We start from the raw sequence: 6,109 nt of genomic DNA, 5'->3' as shown, positions 1-6,109 counted from the left end.
CGATCAGGCCGCCATCATCGACGCCTGCTGCCAAGCCTGGAACCGCGCCACCGAAAATCTTGAGCGCATCATCTCGCTCTGCAACTATCCCTGGATCAAGGCGGTCACTTCATAGGCTCAGCGGTATGAGACTTCCGATGGGGGAGAGGGCCGCCGACCTCTTGCTTCGGCTGACATGCTTTGCGGCAGGACTGCTTACGTCGGGGTGTTTTCCGCACCCAAGCCGCGAAAGACGAGCGCGAGGAGCCGCTTGGTTCGCGCTTCGCCCTCAGGGGTCGGTGGCATCTGCATCAGAAGGGCGAGGAGCTGGAGAACGTCCTGCGGATCGGTGCCGGGCCGGATCAGGTCTGAACGCTCGCAAGCCTCCATCAACTGGCGGACCGCGTCGACCATCGGCCAATAGGTTTCCTGGAAGTCCGTCTCCGTCATGGCGGCGCGGACGATCGCCGCGATCCCATGCTTCAGCCTGCCATATTCGGCAAACCGGTCGCACCACATGCCGAAGGCCTCCAGTGGTGCGTGGTCTGCAAGCAATGCGGGAGCCAGTGCCACCAGCGCCTCGATCTGCTTGCGGTAGAGGCCGAGCACCAGAGCCTCGCGTGTCGGAAAATGCCGGTACAGCGTGCCCTGGCCAACGCCTGCCGCCTTCGCGATCGAGTGCAGGGATGCTTGTGGATTGGCGGCCAGCGCCTCGCGGGCGACGTCGAGGATCCGGTCCCGGTTGGCTCGCGCGTCGGCGCGCTTCTCGTTCGTGTCCGCCATAAGTTCCTTGACTAAACGGACAGTTGTCCGTTACGAGTTGTCTTAACCGGATAACTGTCCGATTTTATGGGGAAGGAACTTGCCATGCAATACGTGAAACTGGGTCACACGGGCCTCGACGTCTCCCCGATCTGCATCGGCTGCATGGGATTTGGCGATCCCTCCCGCGGCCATCCAGCATGGTCGCTGGACGAACAGTCCAGCCGGCCGATCATCCGCCACGCCATCGAGACGGGATCAATTTCTTCGATACGGCGAACCTGTATTCGAACGGCGCCAGCGAGGAGATCCTGGGGCGGGCGCTGAAGGACTTCGTCAATCGCGATGCGGTCGTCATCGCCACGAAGCTCAACGCGCCCACGCGCAACGGACCGAATGCGGTCGGCCTGTCGCGCAAGGCGATCATGACGGAGGTTGACCACAGCCTGCGGCGTCTTGGGACCGACTATATCGACCTCTACCAGATCCACCGGCGTGATCAGAGAACGCCCTGGGAAGAGACGTTGGAGGCGCTCCATGACCTCGTGAAGATGGGCAAGGTGCGCTATCTCGGGGCGTCGTCGATGATGGCCTGGGAGTTCAGCAAGACACTTCATCTGCAGAAGGCGAACGGCTGGACGCGCTTCGTGTCGATGCAAGACACCTACAACCTGCTCGCTCGCGAGGAGGAACAAGAGATGCTGCCGCTTTGCGGCGACGAGGGCGTGCAGACCATCGTCTATAGCCCGCTGGCGCGCGGCCGGCTGGCCAGGCCATGGGGCGAAAGCAGCGCCCGCATGCAGGCCGAGCCTGCCGGCCTCGAGCAAAATCCTGCAACGGCGGCTAGCGACCAGGCGATCATCGAGGCGGTGGGCGCGGTCGCGGTGGAGCGCGGCGTCAGCCGGGCGCAGATCGCTCTGGCGTGGCTCTACCGCAATCCGGTCGTTGCCGCGCCGATCGTGGGCGCGCTCAAGACCGGCCACATCGATGACGCTGTCGCGGCGCTTTCGCTCGGTTTGAGCGACGACGAAGCGGCCAGGCTGGAAGCGCCCTACACCCCCCGCCGCGACCATCAGGGCCTGTCCGATCCCACGGTTCTCGCTCGCGCAATCGAGGCCGTGACCGGGTTCCGAGCAGACGCGGCTTGACGGTGTCGAGACGAGTGGTCGACGAACCGCTTGGACGGAGAAGCGCATAGCTGTTCCGTCTCCGTCGATTTCGCGATAAGAGCGGCGGTCCTTAGCGTTCCGTCAGTGAGACCGACCATGACCGCCACGCCCGACGCCGAAAATCAAGCCCGCCTTCTCGCCCAGGCGCTGCCCTTCATGCAGGCCTACGAGAACAAGACGGTGGTGGTAAAATACGGCGGTCACGCCATGGGCAACCCGGCGCTCGGCCAAGCCTTCGCCCGCGATATCGCGCTCTTGAAGCAGTCCGGCGTCAACCCGATCGTCGTCCATGGCGGCGGTCCGCAGATCGGGGCGATGCTGACCTCGCTCGGCATCGAGTCGCGCTTCGAGGGCGGTCTGCGCGTCACCGACAAGCGGACGGTCGAAGTGGTCGAGATGGTGCTTGCCGGCTCGATCAACAAGGAGATCGTCGCTCTCATCAATGCGGAAGGCGAATGGGCGATCGGGCTTTGCGGCAAGGACGGCAACATGGTCTTCGCCGAAAAGGCCAAGAAGACCATCGTCGATCCGGACTCCAACATCGAGCGGGTGCTCGATCTCGGCTTCGTCGGTGAGCCGGTGGAGGTCGACCGTACGTTGCTCGACCTGTTGGCGCGCTCCGAGATGATCCCGGTGATTGCGCCGGTCGCGCCGGGCCGCGACGGCCACACCTACAACATCAACGCCGATACCTTTGCCGGCGCCATAGCGGGGGCCTTGGCCGCCGCGCGGCTTCTGTTCCTCACCGACGTGCCGGGCGTGCTCGACAAGTCCGGCCAACTCATCAAGGAACTGTCGGTGAGCGAGGCCAAGAACCTGATCCGCGACGGCACGATCTCCGGCGGCATGATCCCCAAGGTCGAGACCTGCATCGAGGCGATCGAGCGCGGCGTCGAGGGTGTCGTTATTCTCAATGGCAAGACCCAGCACGCCGTGCTGCTGGAACTCCTGACCGAGCACGGTGCCGGCACGCTGATCGTGCGCTGATCCGGATTCGTCCGAACAGGAGTTCATGCCGCATCCCTTATCGACGCGCCGGCGTTGCGTCAGAGGCGCTGGATCCTCAGCAATTGGCCGGTCTCGCTGATTTCGGCTTCGATATAGCGCCCGCCCGAGGAGAGTCCCTCCAGGACGATGACGCCGTCGTCGTCGACCTCGATACGATGCAGGCCGGAGATCGCGGATAGAAGCGGATAGCGCGAGAGGCCACCGGGCACGAAACGATCGATCATTCCGCGCGGGAGACCGGCGCGATGGCCGATCGCCTTGATTTCGCGGACGCGGTCGCCCTCGACGTCCGCCTCGAATCGCGCTCCGCTCGGCGTCGTTCCCCAGAACTCGGTCTTGCCGCACGGGCGATCCAGGCTGCCGGCCAGCATCAGGCCGAGCCCGCGCAGAAGAGGGGGCAGATATTCGCCAGCATCTTCAGTCCATTCGGTCGTCTCGGACGGCGGTTCGGTCTCAGCCGACGGTATCGGCGTAACGATACGAGCGGTTACGCGATGGCCCCGGCACTCGCCGTCGACGTGCACGGAGCGGCCGGCCTCGATCGGCCGTGTGCCGGGTGGAATCGTAACCAGCCAATGACCGTCGTCGGTCATGACCACCACATGGTCATCGAAGACATGGGTGATCGTTCCCGACAGTGTCACCGGTTCGGCGTGCGGAGCCGTGGTATAGACAAAATCGTTGCGAGCAAGCGATTGAGTTGACCAAGTCATTGGTGTGCTCCTTCGCAAGTCAATATAGCGACAGGTCTTTCAGGCGGGATTTCAATCTGTTTCAATTTATGAAGTCGTCGCGACAACAGTGGGGCGCCGGACGATGCCGCTGCGAAATTATCGCCTGCTCAAGGGCAAGGCCTCCGACCTTGCGCTCGACGACGATGCGAGCCCGCATATCGAGATTCGCGTCGAGGCGGCGGGCAGCAGCCATCGCATCGCCGTCAACGTGCGCTCCAACGTGGCGCCGCATGACTTGCTCTATCGGAAGCAGGATCCCTTCGATCATCCGATGCTGGAACGGCTTCTGGAGATACCGGAGGGCATGACGGATCTTCGCGACGGGCCTGCCGAGGTGGCGCTCGACTATGTGCGCGGCGGCTTCGTCCGGCGAGAGGCGATGGAGATCGCGCCGTTTCAGCGCGTGGGGCCGCGCAACGATCTGCGCGAGTTCATCGAACCCTCGGTGACGGCGGGCATTCTCGACCCCAGCATCACCTTCTATGCCTTCGGCGAGACCTGGGGGCCGGAACCGGCCGAAGACCCGTATTTCCATTTCGTTCCGGGCAGCGGCATCCACAACATCCACATGAACCAAGGCAGCAGTGGCGGCTATGCCGGGACGAACGGTCCCCATCAGGACGGCGCTCTTCTCGTCCATTTCGGGTCGGAAGGCCGCTGGGTGGCGATCTTCCTGGCGTTTCAGAGCCAGAGCTGGGACACCGACGAGGCCGGGGACAGCCGGACGCCGCCGCCGGTGCCGGCTACGCAGATCGAACCGCTGGCGCCCGGCATCGCCATCGTTGCCGCGTTGATCGATCCGCAGGGACGGGAGGAGGGGCGCGAAAGCGTCACGATCCTCAACCGCACGGACGCCGTGGTCGATCTCTCCGGCTGGCGCCTGAGGGACCATGACGATCGCGAGATGCCGCTCGGTGGCATCATCGAAGCGGGCAAGGCGCGACGGTTCATCCTGGAGGAGCGGCCCGACTATCCGCGTCTGCGCAACAAGGGTGGTGCGATCATCCTCGTCGCGTCAGACGGAACCGTCGCCGACGCGGTGAAGTACGAGAAGAACGAAGCGGCGCGCGAGGGCTGGACGACGCTGCTGCGATGACGCCGCGCACCCATCGCTCCGATCGATGGCAGCCACCTCTGGACGGCCATTGGCGCCGCTCTCGCGCTGCGCGGTCGGGCACGGGGCATCACGGCCCCTGTCTGCCGCTGCCCGAGACCGGGTCGATGAGCGGGTAGTCCGGCTTTTCGTATGTCGCAACGTGGCGTCCTTGCACCAGGTGCCGGATCGCCACGGCTGCCGCTGCAAGGCCCGCGACCGCGGCGATGCCCAGCGCCCAGCGCGGTCCGTAATGATCCGCCACCCAGCCGACGAGCGGCGCGCCGATCGGCGCGCCACCCATGGCGACCGCCATGCGCAAGGCCATCACGCGGCCGCGCATGGCCGGTTCGGTCGACAGCTGCAACAGGCTGTTGGAGACGTTCATCAGGGTCAGCGCCGAGATGCCGATGATGACGAGCGCGGCCCCGAAGAGCAGCGTGTTGGGCGCCATGGCGGCGAGTATGCAGCCGATTCCGAAGACACCGGTGCCGATGAGGAGGTAGCGGAAATGCGTTTCCTCCCGACCCGCCGCGAGCAGCGCGCCGGTTATCGTGCCCACGGCCATGACCGAGGACAGGAGGCCGTATTCGTTGGCTCCGGCATGGAACACCGAAACCGTCATGGTCGAGATGAAGATCGGGAAGTTGAGCCCGAAGGTGCCGACCAGGAGCAGGATGACCAGAATGGCCATCAGATCCGGGCGTCGCCAGACATAGCGAAATCCTTCGACGAAACTGCCGCGTGCCCGGGCTGCCCGCTCGTTGTAGCGCAGTTCGCCGCGCCTCAGGAAGAACAACGAGGCCAGCACGGCCAGATAGGACGCGGCGTTGAGAAGAAAGGCCCAGCCCGATCCGACCGCGGCGATGATCACGCCGGCGACCGCCGGACCGATCATCCGCCCGGCATTGAACGAGGTGGAGTTCAAGGCCACGGCATTCGACAGATTGCGATCGTCCACGAGATCCGAGACGAAGGTCTGGCGCGCCGGGGCGTCGAAGGCCGAGGCACAGCCGAACAGACCTGCGAGCACGTAGACGTGCCAGAGCTCGACGAGTCCGGTCACGGTGAGCACGCCCAGGATCAGGGCCAGGAGCCCCATCAGGCTCTGCGTGGCGATCATCAGCTTGCGCCGATCGAAATGATCCGCGGCAAAGCCCGTCCAGGGCAGGAAGAGAAGCTGCGGCCCGAACTGCAGCGCCATGACGATGCCGACCGCCGTGGCGTTGTTGTGGGTCAGTTCGGTCAGCACCAGCCAGTCCTGGGCCGTGCGCTGCATCCAGGTGCCGATATTGGAAACGATGGCGCCCGCCGCCCACAGGCGGTAGTTGAAAATCTTCAGGGAGCGAAAGGTGCCGGTCATC

5 protein-coding genes and 1 pseudogene are annotated in these 6,109 nt (G+C 64.7%); 3 read left to right on the top strand and 3 right to left on the bottom strand.

From position 1 onward, the window contains the following. Positions 1-195: 195 nt before the first annotated feature. Positions 196-762, bottom strand: a complete 567-nt coding sequence (locus SMD10_RS10975) for a TetR/AcrR family transcriptional regulator (RefSeq protein ID WP_331685730.1) — start codon at positions 760-762, stop codon at positions 196-198. A gap of 84 nt (positions 763-846) precedes the next feature. On the opposite strand from SMD10_RS10975, the pseudogene SMD10_RS10970 reads away from it, so the two are divergent. Both SMD10_RS10970 and argB read left to right on the top strand, forming a co-directional pair. Beyond that, positions 847-1,802: pseudogene (locus SMD10_RS10970) on the top strand (aldo/keto reductase); the annotation flags it as partial. Between the two features lie 204 nt (positions 1,803-2,006). After that, positions 2,007-2,897: an acetylglutamate kinase gene (gene argB / locus SMD10_RS10965; protein ID WP_331685729.1), complete on the top strand. Its 891-nt coding sequence runs from the start codon at positions 2,007-2,009 to the stop codon at positions 2,895-2,897. Positions 2,898-2,956: 59 nt separating this feature from the next. On the opposite strand, the gene SMD10_RS10960 is transcribed toward argB, so the two are convergent. After that, positions 2,957-3,631, bottom strand: a complete 675-nt coding sequence (locus tag SMD10_RS10960) for a hypothetical protein (RefSeq protein WP_331685728.1) — start codon at positions 3,629-3,631, stop codon at positions 2,957-2,959. Between the two features lie 103 nt (positions 3,632-3,734). Here SMD10_RS10960 and SMD10_RS10955 point away from each other — a divergent pair, with 103 nt between their 5' ends. Next, entirely contained in the window at positions 3,735-4,748 is a 1,014-nt protein-coding gene (locus tag SMD10_RS10955) for a DUF2278 family protein (RefSeq protein WP_331685727.1), read from the top strand. A gap of 88 nt (positions 4,749-4,836) precedes the next feature. On the opposite strand, the gene SMD10_RS10950 is transcribed toward SMD10_RS10955, so the two are convergent. Beyond that, positions 4,837-6,108, bottom strand: a complete 1,272-nt coding sequence (locus tag SMD10_RS10950) for an MFS transporter (RefSeq protein WP_331685726.1) — start codon at positions 6,106-6,108, stop codon at positions 4,837-4,839. Position 6,109: the final 1 nt, after the last annotated feature.

It is taken from the genome of Consotaella aegiceratis, from assembly GCF_036541425.1.
Taxonomy (GTDB): domain Bacteria; phylum Pseudomonadota; class Alphaproteobacteria; order Rhizobiales; family Rhizobiaceae; genus Consotaella; species Consotaella aegiceratis.
This window is presented reverse-complemented; position numbering and strand designations above follow the sequence as displayed.

Bases quoted from the DNA above. Each gene is read 5' to 3' on its own strand.
- SMD10_RS10975 (WP_331685730.1), bottom strand. From the start codon at position 762: ATGGCGGACACGAACGAGAAGCGCGCCGACGCGCGAGCCAACCGGGAC.
- argB (WP_331685729.1), top strand. From the start codon at position 2,007: ATGACCGCCACGCCCGACGCCGAAAATCAAGCCCGCCTTCTCGCCCAG.
- SMD10_RS10960 (WP_331685728.1), bottom strand. From the start codon at position 3,631: ATGACTTGGTCAACTCAATCGCTTGCTCGCAACGATTTTGTCTATACC.
- SMD10_RS10955 (WP_331685727.1), top strand. From the start codon at position 3,735: ATGCCGCTGCGAAATTATCGCCTGCTCAAGGGCAAGGCCTCCGACCTT.
- SMD10_RS10950 (WP_331685726.1), bottom strand. From the start codon at position 6,108: ATGACCGGCACCTTTCGCTCCCTGAAGATTTTCAACTACCGCCTGTGG.